Here is a 277-nt window from a genome sequence, read left to right on the forward strand (position 1 = left end):
TTGCCGGTGGTGCGAAGCTTGTCCGAGGCCGCAAAGGTTTTCGGGAAGGCCTCACACACTCGCGCGGCCAACGGCACCAGCAAACGGTTCGCGGTCCCAGCGACGGCGTTTTGTTCGTGCACAATCACCGGCACACCGGCGAGCTTGGCGGCGACACCGCCAGGGCCAGTCACATAACCGCCAAAACCCAGCACACAGACCGGTTTCAATTCACGAATAATTTTGCGCGCCTGCCAGACAGCCTTGAGCAACACGAACGGCGCCTTGAGCAGGGACA

Annotated in this window: 1 protein-coding gene; it reads right to left on the minus strand. The window is 61.4% G+C overall.

The window, feature by feature from the left end; genetic code table 11:
• A partial coding sequence (locus tag KZZ07_RS26870) for a glycosyltransferase (protein WP_219520017.1) occupies positions 1 to 277 on the minus strand: 277 nt, incomplete at both ends.

Origin of the sequence: Mameliella sp. CS4 (assembly GCF_019392335.1) — a bacterium.
Lineage (GTDB): Bacteria > Pseudomonadota > Alphaproteobacteria > Rhodobacterales > Rhodobacteraceae > Antarctobacter.